Origin of the sequence: Fusobacterium sp. SYSU M8D902 (assembly GCF_040199715.1) — a bacterium.
In the GTDB taxonomy this organism is placed as follows: domain Bacteria; phylum Fusobacteriota; class Fusobacteriia; order Fusobacteriales; family Fusobacteriaceae; genus Fusobacterium_A.
Genome location: NZ_JBEFNA010000005.1, coordinates 38,693 through 58,784, shown reverse-complemented (window position 1 = coordinate 58,784; position 20,092 = coordinate 38,693). Strand labels below are relative to the sequence as shown.

At 30.9% G+C, this 20,092-nt stretch carries 14 protein-coding genes; 10 read left to right on the top strand and 4 right to left on the bottom strand.

The window, feature by feature from the left end; genetic code table 11:
- The first annotated feature begins 13 nt into the window (after positions 1 to 13).
- The 6 genes from nikC (at position 14) to ABNK64_RS03835 (ending at position 6,377) form a co-directional block, all read left to right on the top strand.
- Positions 14 to 889, top strand: a complete 876-nt coding sequence (nikC, locus tag ABNK64_RS03860; protein ID WP_349763539.1) for a nickel transporter permease — start codon at positions 14 to 16, stop codon at positions 887 to 889.
- Positions 890 to 910: 21 nt separating this feature from the next.
- On the top strand, positions 911 to 1,900 hold the full coding sequence (locus ABNK64_RS03855) for an ABC transporter ATP-binding protein (RefSeq protein WP_349763538.1): 990 nt from the start codon (positions 911 to 913) through the stop codon (positions 1,898 to 1,900).
- Positions 1,901 to 1,902: 2 nt separating this feature from the next.
- Entirely contained in the window at positions 1,903 to 2,880 is a 978-nt protein-coding gene (locus tag ABNK64_RS03850) for an ABC transporter ATP-binding protein (RefSeq protein ID WP_349763537.1), read from the top strand.
- Between the two features lie 153 nt (positions 2,881 to 3,033).
- Positions 3,034 to 4,497: a uridine kinase family protein gene (locus tag ABNK64_RS03845; protein ID WP_349763536.1), complete on the top strand. Its 1,464-nt coding sequence runs from the start codon at positions 3,034 to 3,036 to the stop codon at positions 4,495 to 4,497.
- A 23-nt stretch (positions 4,498 to 4,520) separates the two neighbouring features.
- On the top strand, positions 4,521 to 5,510 hold the full coding sequence (locus tag ABNK64_RS03840) for an NAD(P)H-quinone oxidoreductase (protein ID WP_349763535.1): 990 nt from the start codon (positions 4,521 to 4,523) through the stop codon (positions 5,508 to 5,510).
- A 231-nt stretch (positions 5,511 to 5,741) separates the two neighbouring features.
- Positions 5,742 to 6,377 (top strand): YadA C-terminal domain-containing protein, encoded by a 636-nt coding sequence (locus ABNK64_RS03835; RefSeq protein ID WP_349763534.1) that lies wholly within the window; start codon positions 5,742 to 5,744, stop codon positions 6,375 to 6,377.
- Between the two features lie 48 nt (positions 6,378 to 6,425).
- On the opposite strand, the gene ABNK64_RS03830 is transcribed toward ABNK64_RS03835, so the two are convergent.
- The 4 genes from ABNK64_RS03830 to ABNK64_RS03815 form a co-directional block, all read right to left on the bottom strand.
- A complete protein-coding gene (locus ABNK64_RS03830; protein ID WP_349763533.1) occupies positions 6,426 to 6,977 on the bottom strand; it encodes a toxin-antitoxin system YwqK family antitoxin in 552 nt (183 codons plus the stop codon).
- Between the two features lie 99 nt (positions 6,978 to 7,076).
- Entirely contained in the window at positions 7,077 to 8,252 is a 1,176-nt protein-coding gene (locus ABNK64_RS03825; protein WP_349763532.1) for a MalY/PatB family protein, read from the bottom strand.
- Between the two features lie 12 nt (positions 8,253 to 8,264).
- Positions 8,265 to 9,797: a maltose/glucose-specific PTS transporter subunit IIBC gene (gene malX / locus ABNK64_RS03820; protein WP_349763531.1), complete on the bottom strand. Its 1,533-nt coding sequence runs from the start codon at positions 9,795 to 9,797 to the stop codon at positions 8,265 to 8,267.
- 104 nt (positions 9,798 to 9,901) lie between these two features.
- Positions 9,902 to 11,218, bottom strand: a complete 1,317-nt coding sequence (locus tag ABNK64_RS03815) for a helix-turn-helix domain-containing protein (RefSeq protein WP_349763530.1) — start codon at positions 11,216 to 11,218, stop codon at positions 9,902 to 9,904.
- Positions 11,219 to 11,315: 97 nt separating this feature from the next.
- On the opposite strand from ABNK64_RS03815, the gene ABNK64_RS03810 reads away from it, so the two are divergent.
- The 4 genes from ABNK64_RS03810 (at position 11,316) to fomA (ending at position 20,035) form a co-directional block, all read left to right on the top strand.
- The gene (locus tag ABNK64_RS03810) at positions 11,316 to 12,188 is read left to right on the top strand and encodes a homocysteine S-methyltransferase family protein (protein WP_349763529.1); all 873 of its coding nucleotides are present in this window, start codon (positions 11,316 to 11,318) and stop codon (positions 12,186 to 12,188) included.
- A 246-nt stretch (positions 12,189 to 12,434) separates the two neighbouring features.
- Complete coding sequence (locus ABNK64_RS03805; RefSeq protein WP_349763528.1) at positions 12,435 to 14,681, top strand: MGH1-like glycoside hydrolase domain-containing protein; 2,247 nt, start codon at positions 12,435 to 12,437, stop codon at positions 14,679 to 14,681.
- A 34-nt stretch (positions 14,682 to 14,715) separates the two neighbouring features.
- A complete protein-coding gene (gene lacZ, locus ABNK64_RS03800) occupies positions 14,716 to 18,642 on the top strand; it encodes a beta-galactosidase, LacZ type (protein ID WP_349763527.1) in 3,927 nt (1,308 codons plus the stop codon).
- A 301-nt stretch (positions 18,643 to 18,943) separates the two neighbouring features.
- Entirely contained in the window at positions 18,944 to 20,035 is a 1,092-nt protein-coding gene (gene fomA / locus ABNK64_RS03795) for a major outer membrane protein FomA (RefSeq protein ID WP_291255447.1), read from the top strand.
- Positions 20,036 to 20,092 lie beyond the last annotated feature (57 nt).

The following is a 20,092-nucleotide window of genomic DNA, read 5'->3' as shown; positions in this document are numbered from 1 at the left end:
AGGGGGAGAAAGGATGTCAAGTACAAACACTTCAAATAAAAAAAGAAGTCAGTGGGTGGAAGTATGGAGAAGATTAAAGAGAAATAAGATGGCAATTCTAGGGCTAATAATCTTAATAATTCTTTTCCTACTAGCAATCTTTGCTGACGTTATAGCAAACTATGATAATGTAGTAATAAAACAAAATTTAGCACAGAGATTACAAGGACCAAGTGCAGCACATTGGCTTGGAACAGATGAGTTTGGTAGAGATATTTTTGCAAGACTTGTACATGGTACAAGAGTATCATTACAAGTTGGTATAGTAGCTGTTGGAATCTCAATCATAATAGGTGGAGTATTAGGAGCAGTTGCTGGTTATTATAGTGGAAAATTAGATAATACAATAATGAGAATTATGGATATATTCCTAGCAGTACCAAGTATATTACTTGCAATAGCAATAGTATCAGCATTAGGACCAAGCATACTAAATCTAATGTTAGCAATTAGTATATCAAGTGTACCAAGTTATGCAAGAATAGTTAGAGCTTCTGTACTTTCAATAAGAGATCAGGAGTTTATAGAAGCAGCTAAGGCTATTGGAGCAAGTAATACAAGAATAATTTTTAGACATATTATTCCTAACTCATTGGCTCCTGTAATTGTACAAGCAACTTTAGGAGTAGCAAGTGCAATACTTTCAACAGCAGGTTTAAGCTTTATCGGATTGGGAATTCAACCTCCAGCACCAGAGTGGGGATCTATGCTATCTGGTGGTAGACAATATCTAAGATATGCTTGGTGGGTTACAACTTTCCCAGGTGTAGCAATAATGATAACAATTCTTTCTCTTAACTTATTAGGAGATGGATTAAGAGATGCGTTAGACCCAAGATTGAAACAGTAGTTATATTAGGAGGAAGTGTCAATGAGTAAATTATTAGAGATAAAAGATTTAACTATACAATATGTTACAGAAGATGAGGTAGTATCTGCTGTAAACAATTTAGAGATCGAATTAGAAGAGGGAGAAACAATAGGACTAGTTGGAGAGACTGGAGCAGGAAAAACAACAACTGCTCTTGGAATAATGGGACTTGTTCCAAATCCTCCAGGAAAGATATTAAATGGAAAGATCACATTTGAGGGAGAGGATCTATTAGCTTTATCAGAAGAGAAGATGAGAAAGATAAGAGGAAATAAGATCTCAATGATATTCCAAGATCCAATGACTTCATTAAACCCTGTAATGACAGTAGGAGAGCAGATTGCAGAGGTTATTGAACTACATGAGCAATTAGGGAAAGAGGGATCTTTTGAAAAAGCAAAAGAGATGCTTGAACTAGTTGGAATTCCTGGTGCTAGAGCAAATGATTTTCCACACCAATTTTCTGGTGGAATGAAACAGAGAGTTGTAATAGCTATTGCCTTAGCTTGTAATCCAAAGCTTTTAATAGCAGATGAGCCAACAACAGCACTAGACGTTACTATACAAGCACAAGTTCTAGATTTAATGAATGAATTAAAAGAGAAGTTTAAAACAGCTATGATATTGATAACACATGACTTGGGAGTAGTTGCACAAGTGTGTGATAAGGTTGCAATAATGTATGCTGGTGAGATAGTAGAAGCAGGAAGTTTGATAGATGTTTTTGAAAATCCACAACATCCATATACTCATGGATTATTCGGATCAATTCCTAGTCTAGATGAAGAGTGTACAAGATTAAAACCAATTCAAGGATTGATGCCAGATCCTACAAATTTACCATCAGGATGTAAATTCCATCCTAGATGTCCTCATGCTACAGAACTTTGTTCTAAAGAGCAACCAGGAGTTACTGATTTAGGTAATAATCACAAAGCAAGATGCTTTATTTGTGAAGGAAAAGTAAAAGTAGTAGGGGAGGAGAATTAATAATGGAAAATAATAAAGTTTTATTAGAAGTAAAAAACTTAAAAAAATACTTTAATACTCCAAAAGGACTTTTACATGCAGTAGATGATATAAACTTTACTATTTGTGAAGGAAAAACTTTAGGAGTGGTAGGAGAGTCTGGTTGTGGAAAATCTACAACTGGAAGGGTTATCTTAAGGTTACTTGAGGCTACAGATGGAGAGATACTTTTTGAGGGAGAAAATATCAGAAACTACTCAAAAGATCAGATGAGAGAGATGAGAAAGAAAATGCAGATCATCTTCCAAGACCCATTTGCTTCTCTTAACCCAAGAATGACTGTAAGTGAGATAATTGCCGAGCCATTAATTATCCATAAAGTATGTAAAAGTAAAGAGGAATTAGAGAAAAGAGTAAAAGAGTTAATGGAGATAGTAGGTCTGAGTGAAAGACTTATGAATACATATCCACATGAGTTGGATGGAGGAAGAAGACAGAGAATAGGAATAGCAAGAGCGTTGGCATTGAAACCAAAGTTTATAGTTTGTGACGAGCCAGTATCAGCTCTAGACGTATCTATTCAAGCACAGGTACTAAACTTGATGAAAGATTTACAAGAGGAGTTTGGACTTACATATATGTTCATAACACATGACTTGTCAGTTGTAAAACACTTCTCTGATGATATAGCTGTAATGTATTTGGGACAATTAGTTGAAAAAGCACCATCTAAGATGCTTTTCAAAAATCCAATTCATCCATATACAAAGGCTCTTTTATCAGCTATACCAGTACCAAGTGTTAAGAAAAAAATGGAGAGAATAAAACTTCAAGGTGAGATTACATCTCCTATAAATCCTGAAAAAGGTTGTAGATTTGCAAAAAGATGTATCTATGCAAAAGATATATGTAGACAAGAGGATCCAAAGTTAAGAGAGGTTGGAAAGGGACATTTCTATGCTTGTCATCTAGCTGAAGAGCTTGGATTCATTGAAAAATAGAGTCTAATTAGGGTAGACATATGAATTTAAAAGTTGAAATATAGTGGAGAAAAGTTGTTGTAAAGGGGTTTGCAACAACTTTTTTTCTAAATTGTTATTAAATTATTTGAACAAAAAAGGTATAATATAGTAAATAACAAAAGAGGTGAGATTATGTTAAAATTTAATGCAAAAAAATATTCAACAACTCTAAAACTTATTTTACTAAAAGCTATAAAGGACATATACCCAAATGGAGATGTAATCATAGACAACTCTCTTAATAATGGAGTTTATGGTGAGATTGAAAATGTCCTATTGACAGAGGAAGGCATAGAGAAGATTTCCAATAGAATGAAAGAGATTATAGATAAAAACTATCCAATAGAATTGGTGGTTGGGAATAATGAGGAGTTAAAAGCTAAAAGTGAAACAATAGAGAGAGAAGATGTAAGAAAACTATTGGATAATAGTGGTTGGACAAGTATAATGGAATACTCTATTGATGGTTATCATGATTATGTATATGAAAAACCCTATAAATTTACTGGTGATATAGGAGTTTTTGAACTTACAAAATACAATGAAGGCTTTATAATAAAATATCCATTGACAGAGGATTTGGTACTTCCACCAAAAATAGACACTCCAAAGTTAGCAAAAATATTTTCAGAGTCAGGAAAATGGAATCAAATTTTAGGTGTAGATACTTTGGGAAGTTTGAATGAGAAGGTATTAAATAAAGAGATAGGAGAGTTAATACAGGTAAATGAAGCTCTACATCACAAGGATATAGCTAAGATAGCTGAACAGATCTCACAGAATAAGGAGATCAAACTTGTTACTATTGCTGGTCCATCATCATCAGGAAAGACAACATTTAGTATGAGACTTTGTATACACCTAAAGGCGAATGGAATGAAACCAGCATTGATATCTTTAGACAATTACTATATTGGTAGAGCTAATGTTCCTTTAGATGAGAATGGACAAAAAGATTTTGAAACAATGGACGCTTTAGATATAAAATTATTAAATGAGAATTTGAAGGATTTGATAGATGGAAAAGAAGTTGAAATTCCAAGATATAACTTTATAACTGGAGAGCGTGAAGATGTAGGAGATCTAAAGAAACTTGCAGATGAAAATGGAATAATTGTAATAGAGGGAATCCATGGTCTAAATGAGAGACTTACTCAAGTAATTCCAAGAGAGAACAAGTTTAAAATCTATATTAGTTGTCTAACACAACTTAATATTGATAAGCATAATAGAATCTCAACAAGTGATGTTAGAAAAATTAGAAGATTGGTAAGAGATAGCTTATCAAGAGAGGAGAAGGGAGAGGGAACTCTAGCTATGTGGGCTTCTGTAAGAAGGGGAGAAGAGAGACATATCTTCCCATTCCAAGAGGAGGCAGATGCTCTATTTAACAGTAATCTTGTGTATGAGTTAGGAGTTTTGAAGAACTACGCTTTGAGAGAGTTGATTAGAATAAAACCAAGTAGTCCATATTATGAGGAAGCTAAGAGATTGATGAGATTTTTATATTGTTTTGTGGATATAAAGATAGATTTAATTCCAGATGATTCAATTTTGAAAGAGTTCATAGGTGGAAGCTTATTCTATAAATATTAAAATGTGATAAAGGAAATAATTAAATGAAGTGTGTTGTTGTTAAAGAAAATGGAAATGTAGAAAAATTAAGAGTTACAGAGATGGAGATTCCCAAAAGAGATAGTGGAGAGTTATTAATAAAAGTTCACTATACAGCAGTTAATAGAACGGATATAATCAATAGAGAGGGTAAAGCTGGTAAATTAGTTAATCCTATTTTAGGAGTAGAGATTTCTGGAGAAGTGGTAGAAACAGATGAAAATAGCTCTTTCAAATTAGGTGATAGAGTTATGGGATTGGTAAACTCAGGAGCTTATGCTGAATACTGTACAATTCCAGAGGGGATGGCAATAAAATTACCTGAGACACTTACATATGAAGAGGGAGCAGCTATTCCAGAGGTATTTTTAACTGCTTATCAAACACTTTACTGGTTAGGTGGGTTGCAAGAGAATGAGACAGTTTTGATCCATGCAGGAGCTAGTGGAGTAGGAACAGCAGCTATACAATTAGCTAAAAAAATAGGAAAAGCTAAAGTGATTGTAACTGCAGGGTCTGAAGAGAAATTGGAATTTTGTAAAAAATTAGGTGCTGATGTAGCTATAAACTATAAAGAAAAAGAGTTTGATAAGATAGTTTTAGATGTGACTCAAGGAAAGGGAGTAGATCTAATTTTAGATTTTGTAGGGGCATCTTATTGGGAGAAAAATCTGAATAGTATAAAAGTTGATGGAAGAATGGTATTGATTGGGATTTTAGGAGGAACAGAAGTAGAAAAAATGAGTATCTTACAACTTTTGATGAAGAGAGTACAGATAACAGGAACTCTTTTAACTCCAAGAACAGTTGAGTATAAAACTTTATTATCTCAAGAATTTTCTCAAAAAGTACTTCCATTGATAGAAAAGAAAATTATAACTCCTATAATAGATAGGGTGTTCTCCATTGATGAGATAAAACTAGCCCATACCTATATGGAAGAGAATAAAAATATGGGAAAAATTGTAGTTAGAGTTATTGAAAATAGATTATAGATATGAGAATGAATTAACTGTCTGAAAAAGCTGAGTAAAATTTTAAAAATCACTCAGCTTTTTTATTATTAATTTTCATTTTGATAAACTTTTAAAGTTGTTAATAAATGTTTTTATTGTTATTAAAATTATATTTTTTAAAAAATGATATTAAATAAAAAAAGTAAACAAAATATATTGATTTTAATAAAAAAATATGATAGAATCAAAAAAAACAACTGGAGGTATAAAATGAAAAAGAAAATTATAGGTTTATCATTATTAGTAACAAGTAATCTAGCTTTAGCAACAAATAATGCAGTAAATAATGCAGCTATTCAAGAGCAAATAGATAAGTTGGATAATAAGACAACTGCAACAATCAAAAGAATAGATGGAATAGTTCAAGGGAATAAAGAAATAAATAGTAAACAAGATATGGCTATAAATCAAAATAAACAAGATATAGCAACAATGGATAAGACTTTAAATAATAAAATAGATCAAAATAAATTTGAACAAGATGTAAAAAATAAAGCTCAAGATGAAAAAATAAATAGTTTAAATCAAAATTTTTCAAAAAGTACTCAATATGATGGAACAATTTCAGGATTAGAGAAAAAGGTGGATAAATTAGATAAAAAAATGAATAAAGGATTATCATTAATGGCAGCAATGACAGCAGTTGATTTTCAACATGTAGAAGAAGGAGAAATGTCAATAGGAGCTGGAATTGGTCATTATGGAAATGCTCAGTCAGTAGCAGTAGGGGCAGCATATTCACCAACTCAAGATTTGAACTTAAATGTTAAATTATCAGTAACAGCTGGAGATATAAAATCATCTGCAGTAGGAGCAGGAGCGTCATATAAATTTAAATTAAGATAAAAATTAAAATGCACCAGATCTTTAAGAAGATAAGGTGCATTTTTACATCTATTTTATTTGCTCAATACCATTGATATAGTTGCAATCTTTTACTAAATTTCCTGCAGGATCATACTCTTTGTAACCACCATGTAGTTTTCCATGATCGGTGTAGTGGCACTCAAGATGAAGAGTTCCATTTGAGTAATACTCTTTATATATTCCAAACATAGCTCCATTTTTTAAGTTTACACTAACTTTGATTTGTCCATTAGGATAGTATTTAATATTTTTACTTGTAGTAGAAGTAGTTTCATAGAAAGAGCTTCTTTTTAATTTCCCATTAGGGTAGTACTCCTCACAAAGTCCTTTAGCCTCTCCATCAACTAGATTACGGACAGAACTTAATTTTCCATCACTATAAAATGTTTCGTAAACTCCGTCAATATTACCATTTTTGTAAAACTTTCTAGTTTCAATTTGACCATTCATATAGTAAGATTTGTATTCACCATGTCTAACTCCATCAACATAGTTTTTTTCCTCTTGAATAGCACCATTGTCATAAGTTTTAACCCATAGCCCCTCTTTTTTACCGGCCTTGTTGTATTGATTAGTCATATTAACTCCTCCTCTGCCAATGATATTGAATAATAATATTTTAAGTTAATACAAGTATACTCCATAAAAGAGAATAAATAAAGAGTAAAATATATAAATTTAATTATTTTTTATAGAATCAACAGCAAGCTTTAATTTTTGAAGACCTAGCTCCACTTTTTCTTTAGGACATCCTACATTAAATCTCAAATAATTTTTTCCCTCTTCTCCATATGTATTACCAGGCATAATAGCTACTTTTCCAATATCGATAAGAGCTTTTTGTAAAGTTTCACTAGATATATTTAGTTGTGAAAAATTAATCCAAGCAAAATAACATCCATCAGGAAATTCACAAGTTAATTGAGGGATATTTTTTTCTAAAAATTCTTTGACAAAAAGAATATTATCTTTTGTATATTTTAAAAGTTCATCAACCCAGTAACTACATTGATTATAAGCTGTAATTGTGGAGATTACTCCTAAAATATTTGGAGAAGACAAGGCTTCTCTGTTTTTTAAAATGAATAAGTAATCATCTCTATCTTTTGAATTTGGAACTAACATATATGAACCACCTAAAGATGGTGTATTAAATGTTTTAGAGGCCGCTGTACAGATAGCTATACTCTCTTTGTAATTGTCTGCTACTTTAAGAATAGGTGTATGTACCCCTCTATAAACTATATCCATATGGATCTCATCAGAGATAATATAAACATTGTATTTTTTACATATAGAGATAATTTTTTTTAACTCCTCTTCACTCCAAACTTTCCCTACAGGATTGTGTGGACTACATAATAGAAATATCTTAGAGATTTTACATTTTTCTTCAAAATCTTCAAAATTTATCTCATATCTACCATTTTTTTCAATGAGAGGAGAAGAGATAAGTTTTCTCTCATTATCAATTATAGCCTTGAAAAAACCATCATAGGCGGGAGTATTAATCAACACTCCCTCCCCTTTTTTAGATTTCATCTCAATGAGCTTGGAAACAGAATAGATCACACTAGGAGCATAGAGTATCCAATCTGTATTTATCTGGAAATTAAATCTTGAATTATACCAAAATTCAATTGAATTTTTAAAATCACTATGATTCCATCTGCTATACCCAAAAACCCCATGATTAACCCTATTTATAAGTGCTTTTTTTATTTCAATTGGAGATTCAAAATCCATATCAGAAATTGTAAAAGGTAGTAAATCTGCCTTTCCAAATCTGTCTTCTATATAATCCCACTGAGTACAGTAGGTTCCTTTTCTATCAATGACAGTATTAAAATTCATAATTAATCACCACTATTTTATAAGTTTATCTAATTTATTTTTAACAACGTGTACTTGAGGACCAATGATAACTTGTAAGTTATTAGCATCTAATTTGACAACAGCAATAGCTCCAGTCGCTTTTATCTCTTCTTCATTGATAATATTTGTATCGTTAACAACTAATCTAAGTCTAGTAATGCAGTTATCTAAAGATACAATATTATTTTTTCCACCTAGAGCAACTAAAAGTTTTTCAGCGTCAAATCCTCCTAATTTAACATTAGATTCATCAGTTATTACTTCTCTACCTGGAGTTTTTATGTTAAATTTGATAATTGCATATTTGAAAACAAAATAGTAAATAGCAAACCAAATTATTCCCACTGGAATAACAAGATACCATTTTGTTCTAAATCCTTGGAATATACCAAAAACAATAAAATCTATTAGGTTACCATCGGTGTTTCCGATAGCAACTTTTAAAATGCTCATAGTCATAAATCCAAGTCCTACCATAATACAATGGAAAACATAAAGTATTGGTGAAAGGAAAAGGAATATAAACTCTAATGGTTCAGTTATACCACCAATAACACAAGCAACTAATCCAGAAGCAAGTAGTCCTTTAATTTTCTTTCTATTTTCAGGAAGAGCAGTTTGATATATAGCAAGAGCTACAGCTGGTAGTCCAAACATATATGAAGGCATTTTTCCTTGAGAAAGAAACTTAGTTACATTAGGATCTAATATTCCTTCAGCAAACTCTTTATAGAAGATATTTAAAGCTCCATATACAGGTTGTCCATTGATGATAGCCTCTCCACCAGCAGAGGTAAATCTAATCATAGAAACTAAAATGTGGTGTAATCCAAAAGGTCTAAGTAAACCCTCTCCAGCACCAAATAAGAATGGACCAAATACACCAGCCTTACTGATTAATTCTCCAATTTTAATGATGATACCATTAAAAAATGGCCAAATTAAAGGAATAACAAGCCCAATTATTCCAACTATAACAGCAGTAGCAATAGGCACAAATCTAGCTCCACCAAAGAAAGCTAAAGCATCTGGAAGTTTTATTTCACAAAACTTATCATGTATCTTATAGACAATGATACCTATGATAACTCCACCTAATACTCCTATATCTATACTTTGAATACCAAAAACCATAGCTTGTCCAGCAGCTTTCATATTTTCAGGAGTAGCTAATGTACCTGTAACCTTCAAGAAGAAGTTAGCAGTCATACTAGACATTACAAAACCTACATATCCAGAAAAGGCAGCTATTCCTTTATCCTGTCTAGCAAGACCAAGAGGAATTGCCATAGCAAACATTATAGGTAAATTTGAAAAAGCAAAAGCTCCAATAGTAGACATAAATTCAAAAAATAATTTTATAACAGGGACCTTTAAAAAAGGAAATATTTCAGCAGTTACTGAACTAGCAAAAGAGCTTCCTATCCCCAACATAATACCACAAGCAGCAAGTAAAGATACTGGTAACATAAATGTTTTACCTAATCCTTGAAAAAATTCCCAAAATCCAATTTTTTTACTCATATTTCAGAACCTCCTATGTTATATCAATACATTAATTATATATTTCAGATAGAAGTTTGTTAATATCAATTAAATTTCAAAATTTTTTGAAAAAAATTTTAAACCTATTCTCTATCATCATAAATTTTATTTTTGTAGATAGTTAAAAGCTCCAAAATAAGTTTTTCTTCCTTAAGCTCATTACAATTCTCTCTAATTAAATTTAATAATTTAGTTAAAGATATTCTATTATTACTATCCCTTTCTATATAGTTTTCACATACTTCAGTAAGATATATAATTTCATCTTCTCGAAATGGTTCGTCTAATAGAGAGTTACAACTTAAAACAGCAGTTTTAACTCTTTCATAGATGATTTTATTGAAATTACTTGTTTTTTCTTTTTTTAAAAGGAAAAAGTTATTTTTTATTCTGTAGACAGCTGGAAGTAGATATTTTAAGATTTCTTCTCTAAAGTTATTAGAATTATAAAAATCAAAATTTAAACTTACTGATATATTTTTAGAAAACTCTTCAATAAAATTTTGAACCAGAAGAAGATTTTCTGAAAAATTATGTGAGTAGTAACCACTAATGAAGTATTCAGTAAGGTGTAAAAACTCGAATTCTAAATTTTCAGGAATTATTTCAGATAGACTATTTTTTATTAAATTGTAGTCACTTAGATTTCTTAAAAATTTACTATTATTTTTTTTTAGTATGATCTTATTTTTTCTTATTCTCTCAAGAGTAGGAATTAGATAGATACACATAAGATCCTTAAAATTATTATCAAAACTTACATTGAGCTTTTTTTCTATCTTTAAGATTATGTCATAAAGAGTAGAAATATTGAAGTTTGTAAGATAATTTTTAATAATAGAACTCTCAATTTTTTCAGTGATATATAGTTTTTGAATAAAAAATAATCTATTATTTTTTATTTCAATGTATTCTAATAGTTTTAAAAGCTTTAGATGTCTTAATTTTTTTTCTTTTCCCTTAATAGTGATGCTATTATTTTCTCTAACGAACTCTAATTCAAAATTTTTTAACTCAAGATTTAAGGCGAGGATATCTTTTTTTATAGTTGGTCGGCTAACTTTTAGATATTTTTCAATATCAGTAATTTTTGTATTTTCAGAAAAAAGATAGTTTATTAAAATATAGTTTTCTCTCTCTTCCTTAGAAAAAATATATTCATCTATTGTTATCTTTTCAATAAAAGAGTTTAAAGTAATTTGAGAACCCTGCCAACTTAAAACTCCTTTTTTTAAAATTATTCTATTCAGTGAAAATCTATTGAGATAGAAGTTTAGATTATCAATACTATAACGAATATTTCTTTCGCTTACTTTATATTTTTCTGAAAAATATGAAAGTGGGAGCTCTCTATTCAAAAGTTCATCAAGTATATTAAATTCTTTTCTATTTAAACTCATAAAATTCCTCCTTTAATATAGATTATACTATTTTTGTCAAAACTTGACAAAGAAAATTACTTGTGATAAAATCAGCAAAAAAAGAGAGGGGTATCAGATGTTTGGAGAGAAAGTTTTAGTATTAGATGGGGCTATGGGAACAGTTTTAAAAAATAAAAATATTGATAAAAAATTTTTTAATAGTACTACCTCATTTGAGGTTTTGAATATAACAGCTGAAGATGAGGTCAAAGATGTACACAGGGAGTATATAGAGGCAGGAGCAGATATTATAGAGACTAATACATTCAATTGTAATAGATTTTCACTGAAAGGAACAGAGTTTGAAGATAGTATCTATAAAATATGTAAAAAGGGGGCAGAGATTGCTAAAGAGGTAGCTAAAAACTATGGGAATAGAGTATTAGTAGCAGGTTCTATCGGTCCAACAGTTGTGAGTCTTACTCAAAATTCAACTGTGGAAGATGATTTGAGAAAAAGTTATAGAGAGCAGATAGGTGGATTGATAGATGGGAGGGTAGATCTATTATTGATAGAGACTGTATATGATTATAGAAATTTGAAACTTGCCCTTGAAGTATCTGAAGAGTTATTTAAAAATAAGAGATTAAATATACCAATAATAATATCATTTACTTGTAGTGAAAAAGGTGAAATTTATAGTGGAGAGAGTATACAGAACATAATAAAAGAGATAGATAATGAAAGTATAGTAGGATATGGACTTAATTGTGTAGGTATGACACAATTTATTGAAAAACTTTCAGATATAACTTCTAAAAAAATTATATTCTATCCAAATGATATTATATTAAAAGAACTTGATAACAACTTAGAGAACTATATATATAATTTATTGAAAAAAAACTATATTCACATTATAGGTGGTTGTTGTGGGACAGATTCCAAGTATATTGAAAAAATAAAAAAAATAGTAAAAACTTTCAATTGTAACAAAATTGTCAAATAAAAATGTTAATATAACGTATACTAAATCTTTCCCCAAGATATTTATAGAATAAAAGGACTTGCATTTGCAAGTCTTTTTATTTTTTTGTAACATATATATAATATATGAAGAAAAATAAAAAAACAATTGTAATATTGACTTTAGTGAAATAAAATGATAATATTTAAGCCATAAGATCAATTAATGAAAATAAAAACTCAAATCAGAACACAAACGTGACGAATATTACAAAAGGAGAGATTTTACATGAAAAAACTAATGGCACTATTTTCTTTAATAGCTGTTTGTTCAGCTTGTTCAAACGTTCAAGAGGTTGAAAAAAAAGAGGGAATTTCACAAGAAAAATATTCAAACATATTGAATATTCATGGAAATCCAAAAGAGTATACTTATTTTAAACCTATTAAAACCACGGATAAAGAGGGAACAAACTATATAAATAGTTTTATTGATTTGGGAGCTTGGCATGGTTACTATCAACCAGAAATAACAAATGCAGATCTATATGGAGGATTTGCAGGTCCTTTTTATATTGCTGAAGAGTATGCAGCAAACCTATCTAATTCTTTTAGTAAACTTATCGTAAAAAATTCTTTAACTAACGAAAAATATGATATTTCAAAAAGCAAGGCACAATTTAATTATTATCCAGGAAGATTGGAACAGATATATGTATTGGAAGATTTTACTATTAAACTTCAACTTATTTTTGCAACAAATAGAAGTAGTCTTATAAAGACAGAGATTGTTAATACTTCAGACAAGGATTTGAATTTAGATATTTCTTGGAATGGAAAGATGTATAATGAGTTTCAAGCTTGGAAAAAGGATAGTTACAGATCAACAAAATTGGAAAACACTCTTATTCCTACAGAAAAAGGAGTAAAGGTGGATTTTAAAGAGAAAAGATTGGTGTGGGATTATCTAATGGGAGAAGAGGCTGAATTTAAGATAACTCACCAAGAGGGAGTAAAAACAGAGGTCACTAAAAATCAATATGAATCAAAAAGAGATAATATTGAGATCTTAAAAGGAAAGAATTATGTAGATTATTCAGTAGAAAGTTTTACATTTAACTCTTTAGAGGCTAAAAAAGAGGCTAAAATAGTAGCTGAGATACTTTTAAATCCAGAGAGTTATTTTCAAGCTAATAAGGAGAGATGGGATAAATATTTAAATAGTTCAATAGGAGAGTATGGAGATAAATACGGAAAGATAGCTGTAAAATCTATTGAAACACTTACAACTAACTGGAGAAGTTCAGCAGGTGCTATAAAGCATGATGGAATAACACCATCTGTAAGTTACAAATGGTTTAATGGATTTTGGGCATGGGATTCTTGGAAACAAGCAGTAGCTACAGCAAATTTTGATGGGGAGTTAGCAAAGAGTAATATAAGAGCATTATTTGATTATCAGATTGAAAAAGATGACAAAGTTAGACCTCAAGATGAAGGAACAATAATAGATGCTGTGTTCTATAATAAAGATAAGGATAGAGGTGGAGATGGAGGTAACTGGAATGAAAGAAACTCTAAACCAGCTCTTGCTACTTGGGCAGTTTGGGAGACTTATAAGGCAACTGGAGATATTGAGTTTTTAAAAGAGATGTATCCAAAATTAATAAAATATCATAAATGGTGGTATACAAATAGAGATCACGATAAAAATGGTATAGCTGAGTATGGAGGAATGGTACACAGAGATAATAACTCACCAGAGGAGATAATCTTGGCTGCTGCTTGGGAAAGTGGAATGGATAATGCAGTGAGATTTGATGTTGAAGGTTATGGAAAAGATGATATAGGAATAAAAGTTTTTGAAAATAGAGATGTAGATAATAGATTATTAGGTTACTCTATCAATCAGGAATCAGTGGATTTAAACTCATTCCTATATGCTGAAAAAATTTATTTATCTAATATTGCAAAAATTTTAGGAAACGAAGAGGAGAGCAAAGAGTTTGAGAGATCAGCTGAATATGTAAAGGAATATATCAATGAGAAGATGTATGATGTGCAGACTGGATACTACTATGATTTACAATTTGATGAAAAGGGAGAGAGAAAACTTTTAGTTAATAGAGGAAAAGGAACAGAGGGTTATATTCCGTTATGGGCAAATGTAGCAGATAAGGAAAAAGCTAAAAAAGTGGTAGAAAATGTTTTAGATGAAAATGTAATGAATACATATCTACCTTTCCCTACAGCTGCAAAAGATAATCCTAAATATAATCCAACTAAATACTGGAGAGGGCCAGTGTGGCTGGATCAAGCATATTTTGGAATAGTAGGATTAAATAATTACGAATATTCAGAAGAGGCTAAAGAGCTAACTGTAAAATTATTTGAAAATTCAGAGGGCTTGATGTCAGATGGAGCTATAAGAGAGAACTACAATCCAGAAACAGGAGAGGGGTTACACTGCTCAAACTTCAGTTGGTCAGCTTCAGTATACTATCTATTGTATAAAGAGTTTTTTAATAAAAAGTAAAACTATATAAAACAAAACTTTTGGGGGGTACAGTATGAAAAAGATTACAAAATTATTACCGTTTTTTCTGATGAGTTGTATTTTGGTAGCTAATGAATTAGATGGATCTAACCATGCTACTGGAAATAGGACAAATAAGACAGCAGTAGCATCTCTTGATAATCCATTTTGGACAGGGAATCCAGAGACTTTTGCTGATAAAAGAGAGAGAATGCATAGTACAATGATGAGCTTTGACACTGTAAAAGAAGCTTTGGAGAATCCAAATTATGTTGATTTTAAAAACTCTAAAAATTTTATGAGCTTGAATGGAGAGTGGAAATTTAATATAGTTTCTCATCCAGATCAGGATATTAAAGATTTTTATAAAGAGGGGTTTGATGATTCTAAATGGAAGAAGATACCAGTGCCTTCAAGTTGGCAACTTCATGGATATGATCAGCCAAGATACAATGATACAGCTTATCCTTGGGAGTATCAAAAGACAGCTATAAATCATCCAGATACTCCAAAAGATTACAACCCTATTGGTTACTATAAAAGAGATATGGAGTTACCTAAAAATTGGGATGGAAGAGAGGTATTTATATCTTTTCAAGGGGTAGAGTCAGCTTACTATGTATATGTAAATGGACAGTATGCAGGATATAGTGAAGATAGTTTTGTAGGACATGATTTCAATATAACACAATATTTAAAAGCTGGAAAGAATGAGATAGCAGTAAAGGTATATAGATGGAGTGATGGAAGTTGGTTAGAGTCACAAGATATGATAAAATTAAGTGGTATATTTAGAGATGTATTTGTATACTCTACACCAAAAGTACATATGAGAGATTATACTGTTGTAACAGAGCTAGATAGTGAGTATGAGGATTCATTATTAAATATAGATGTAGATTTGACTAAATATGGGGAGATAGGAGATAAATTTGTAGTAAATGCACTACTATTTGATGAGAATAAAGAGGTCTTAGTTGATGAAAATTTAGAAGTAAATCTTAAAGATCTAAAAGATAAGAGAGTGAGCTTCTCTAAGAGTGTAAAAAATCCTAAGAAGTGGTCTGCAGAATCTCCAAACCTATACACATTGGTTTTAGCATTGAAAAATAGTGATGGAGATACAGTAGAGACAATAAGTAACAAGATAGGATTTAGAAAGATAGAGGTAAAGGACGGAAGAATACTATTGAATGGTAAGAAGCTTGTTCTTAAAGGAGTTAATAGACATGAATTTGATACTGTTAATGCTAGAACTCTATCAACTGAAGTAATGAAAAAAGACTTAGAGCTTATGAAACAAAACAACATAAACACTGTAAGATCTTCTCACTATCCAAATGATCCTAGATGGTATGATCTATGTAATGAGTATGGTATGTTGGTTTTAGATGAGGCCAACTTAGAAACACATGGTAGATTAGATGAGATACCACAGAGTAGACCAGAATGGACAAAGGCTGTATTGGATAGACAAGCAGGAATGTATGAGAGATCTAAAAATGAAGTTTCTATCTTTGCTTGGTCATTGGGAAATGAGTCTGATGGTGGAGAAAACTTTGTAAAAGCTGCAAAATGGTTAAAAGAGAAGGATCCGACAAGATTAACTCATTATGAGCCATACAGAAGTATTACAGATATCTATAGTAGGATGTATAGAACTATAGATGAGGCAAGAGCCTATGCTACAGATCCAAGAAATAAGGTACCATATATAGAGTGTGAATATGCTCATGGAATGGGAAATAGTATTGGAAATTTACAAGATTATTGGGATCTATTTGATAAGTATGATATATTCCATGGTGGATATATTTGGGACTGGGTAGATCAAGGACTATTGACTAAAGATGAGAAGAGTGGAAAGATGTTCTATGCTTATGGTGGAGATTGGGGAGATGAAGAGTTCACTGATAAAAACTTCTGTGCTAATGGACTTATCTCAACAGATAGAACTATACAACCAGAGTTATTAGAAGTAAAGAAAGTTTATCAGAATATTAAAATTGCTGATAAGGATATAAAATCTGGAGAGTTTTCAATCACAAATAAGTTCATGTTTACAAACTTGAATGAGTACGATCTAGTATGGGAATTGAGAGAGGATGATAAGGTAATTGAAAGTGGAAGTTTTACAACAGAGTTAGAGCCAGGAAAAAGTAAGTTTATAAAATTACCATTTGATAAGGTAGACAGTAAAAAGGATGTGGAGTACTGGGCAAATATCTCTTTTAGATTGAAATCTGATACTATCTGGGGTAAAAAAGGTCATATAGTGGCTAAGGAGCAGTTTAAACTTCCAACTGAAGGAGAGAAGAGCGTCTTAACTTTAGAGGGAATGGATAGATTAAACCATGAGGAAAAATCTGATAGATTAGAGATAAAAGGTAAGGACTTTAAAGTTGTTTTCAATAAAAATAAAGGAAGCTTAGATTCTTTTGAATTTTCAGGAAAAAAGTTATTGAAGAAACCATTGATACCTAACTATTGGAGAGCACCTAATGACAATGATAGAGGAAATGGAGCAGAGGAGAGATTAGCTACTTGGAAATATGCAGGTAAAGAGGCTAAGGTTGTTGATTATAAAGTGGTATCAGCTGATTCTAAAGCTATCAGAGTAAACTTTAGATTGGAGATACTAACAACTATCCCTTCAACATTGGATCTAGAATATATAGTCTTTGGTAATGGAGAGGTAAAAGTTACAAATACTCTATATACTTCAAAAGAGTTACCAGAGATACCTGAATTTGGAATGATGATGGAACTTCCTAAAAAATATGATAAGGTAACTTGGTATGGAAGAGGACCAGAGGAGAACTATGTGGATAGAAAAACTGGTTATGATGTTGGAGTTTATTCAGCTAATGTAGATGAGTTCTTTATTCCATATATAAATCCTTCAGAGACAGGAAATAGAGTAGACAATAGATGGGTAACACTTACAATAGATGGGGATACAGGATTATTTGTAAGTGGAGTGGATAATACTATAGAATTCAATGCTTTATACTATACACCAGAGGAGTTATCAGCTGGAAAGAGACATCCTGTAGATCTAGAAAAAAATGAAAATATAGTATTTAGAGTAAATGGTAAACAACAAGGAGTAGGTGGAGATGATAGCTGGGGAGCTACACCACATGATCAGTATCAGATAAAATCTGGGGAAGCTCACACATATTCATTCAAAATGAAGGGAATTAATAAAAAAGATTCACCTATGGCTTTGAGTAAGTTAAACTTGGAGAATAATTTGATTAAGGGTATAAAGATAGATGGAAAAGAGTTGACTAACTTTGATAAAAATATATCTGAATATCAAGTTAGCTCTCTTGTTGGAACACAAAGAGATGTACCTGTAGTTGAAGTAGAACTAGGAGATAATCCAGATGCTTATGTAAGTATAAAACAAGCTGAAACTTTAGACGGAGAGGCTAAAATAGTGGTATCTCATAGAGATGTAGAGCTAAATAGAATCTTGAGTAGAGAGTATAGAATAAAATTTGATGTTCATAAGACTGTATATGCATCAGATCTACCATTTAAGAAAGCTACATCTGGAATGTATAAAGTGGAAAGAGATATAACTGTATCTGGAAGTATTCCACATCTAAGATTGGAAAGCGGAGAAAAAGTTCGTTTTAAAAAAGCTATATCTGTAAATTCAAATTCAGAAGTTGTAATTGATTTGAGAGGAAGAGGATTTAAGACATTCAAGACATATGTAGGAATGGACAGAGAAGTAATAGGATATCGAACTGTAGGAATATTTAGAATATTATTAGATGGAAGAGAAGTATTTAATAGTGGGGAGATGAAAAGCTCTGCAAGAGCAAAAGAGGTTGAGGTAGATGTTAGTAAAGCTAAAACACTAACATTGATTATGGAGTCAGCTGATGGTAATATAGATTATGATCATGGAACTTGGGGAGATGCTAAATTCATAAAAGATCTATAAGAGTTAAATAGAGAAAAAGATCAGTTTCTAGTAAAGTAGAGGCTGGTCTTTTTTTTCTAACTATGAAGAAAATATGAAATAGAAGAGATAAAAAAAATAAAAAAAAATAAATATCAATCATACTAGTATCAAATTGCTGATATATACTTTGAACTGTGATAAGGACAACAAAAGTGCTAATCTTTGTAATTATCTCACTCATTGGGATGATAATCTATATTCTCCCGAATAAATATATGATTATCATCTAAGTAAATAACTGTATATCAGTTAATATAAATAGATACTAGGGGGTATTTTTATGAAAAAATCAATACTATTATTAGGAGCATTTTTAGCTACAGTTGCTATAGCTCAAGCTAAAGAGATCATACCAGTTCCAGTAGTTGTAGAAGAGGAACCAGTAGAGATCGTAGAAAATGATGTTATCTTAGTTCAAGAACAACCAGAAGTATTCAAACCAAATGGATCTTTAGATCTACAATATAGATACTATGGAGAGACTGAAGGAAAAGATAGAGCTAACACTTGGAATCCAAATAACGATTACTCAAGAACGCAAATAAAAGGGAACATAAACATGACAAAAAATCAGAGTTTAGAGTTCAGAGTTAGAGATTATAACTCTCTAAATGAGCATCCAATGATGGCTGGAAGCAATAATAATGGAACTGAATCAAGATTTAGATATTTCTATGATCATGGGAAGCTAGGAGACTCAAAAGTTGATTTAAGATCAAGAGTTCAATACAAAAATAACACTGTTGATAAAAAACAAAATGTAGAGTATCAAGCAAGATTTAACTTTGCAGATTATATGTTCAACAATGATTTTGTAAAAACTGATTATTTTGAAATCGCTCCAACATATGGTTATACATGGGGAAGTAACAATAGTTCAAACTATGAAAACAAATTAGGATTAAACCTATATTCATATTTTACACTACCTTTAAACTTCTCAACAGAGTTTAATTTATATGCAACTGAACACTTCTATGGAAGAGATCAATTATTCAATGATGGAATGAATGCAAAAGATAAAAACTTAACTTTAGATATGGAATTCTATATCTATAATACAACAAACTTATATAAAAATGGTGGATTTGCTGTAGATTTAGGATTTGAAGGTGGATATGATCCATATACTTGGTCACAAGAGAAACAATTTGGAACTCCTAAAAATAATACAGTATTAGGAACTGACAAAGATAAATATAGTTTATATGCATTACCATATGTTCAAGCGAACTATGCTGTAACAGATAATATGAGCGTTTATGCAGCAGCAGGAGCTGAATACAGAAACTGGACAATAGATAGTAATAAATCTGCATCTACATGGAGATGGCAGCCAACAGTATGGGCAGGATTTAAAACTACTTTCTAATTAATGAATATATCATATAACGTAGACTGTTGATTTTTCAACAGTCTATTTTCATAT